This window comes from Mesorhizobium sanjuanii, assembly GCF_002529485.1.
In the GTDB taxonomy this organism is placed as follows: Bacteria; Pseudomonadota; Alphaproteobacteria; order Rhizobiales; family Rhizobiaceae; genus Mesorhizobium; species Mesorhizobium sanjuanii.
In genome coordinates, this window is sequence record NZ_NWQG01000037.1 from 1 (window position 1) to 905 (window position 905).

General features: G+C 63.6%; 1 protein-coding gene and 1 pseudogene. Both read left to right on the top strand.

The features are described from left to right. Nucleotides 1–339 (top strand): glycine cleavage system protein GcvH (gene gcvH / locus CN311_RS06895; RefSeq protein ID WP_115504240.1); only part of this gene is annotated, 339 nt, incomplete at its 5' end. Between the two features lie 17 nt (nt 340–356). Then, nucleotides 357–905: pseudogene (locus CN311_RS06900) on the top strand (glycine dehydrogenase (aminomethyl-transferring)); the annotation flags it as partial.

The following is a 905-nucleotide window of genomic DNA, read 5'->3' on the forward strand; positions in this document are numbered from 1 at the left end:
GAATGGCTCCGCGTCGAAGGCGGCATCGCCACTGTCGGCATCACCGATTATGCGCAGGAGCAACTCGGCGATCTCGTTTTCGTCGAATTGCCGGAGACGGGAAGAAAGCTGGCCAAGGGCGATACGGCCGTCGTGGTCGAATCGGTCAAAGCGGCATCCGACGTCTATGCGCCTGTCGATGGCGAGATCACCGAAGCCAACGGCGCGCTGTCGTCGGATCCGTCCCTGGTCAACTCGGCGGCAACAGGCGACGGCTGGTTGTGGAAGATGAAGCTCGCCAATGAAAGCCAACTCGAGGGCCTCCTCGATGAGGCCGGCTATCAGGCTCACATCGGTTGATACCAGGGATATTGAACATGACCGTAGAAGCACCCTATCCCTTCTCGGCCCGCCACATCGGCCCGGCCACCAACGACATCAGAGCCATGCTTGCCACCATCGGCGTTCCCTCTGTCGAGACGCTGATCAGCCAGGCCGTGCCGAGATCGATCCGTCTCGACCAGCCGCTCGCCTTGCCCGCTCCGGCCAGCGAAGCGGAAGCGCTGGCCGAGCTCTCGGCAATGATGGCCAAAAATACCGTGTTGAAGAGCTTTATCGGCGCCGGTTACCACGGCGTCCACGTGCCGCCGGTCATCCAGCGCAATCTGTTTGAGAACCCGGCCTGGTATACGGCCTACACGCCCTACCAGGCCGAAATCAGCCAGGGCCGGCTCGAGATGCTGTTCAACTTCCAGACCCTGGTTGCCGAGCTGACCGGACTTCCGGTGGCATCGGCGTCGCTGCTCGACGAGGCGACGGCGGTGGCCGAGGCCGTCGGCATTGCGCTGCGCCATCATCGCGACAAGCGCACCAAGGTGGCGCTGGCCGGCACCCCGCATCCGCAGACGCTGGACGTGGTGCGCACC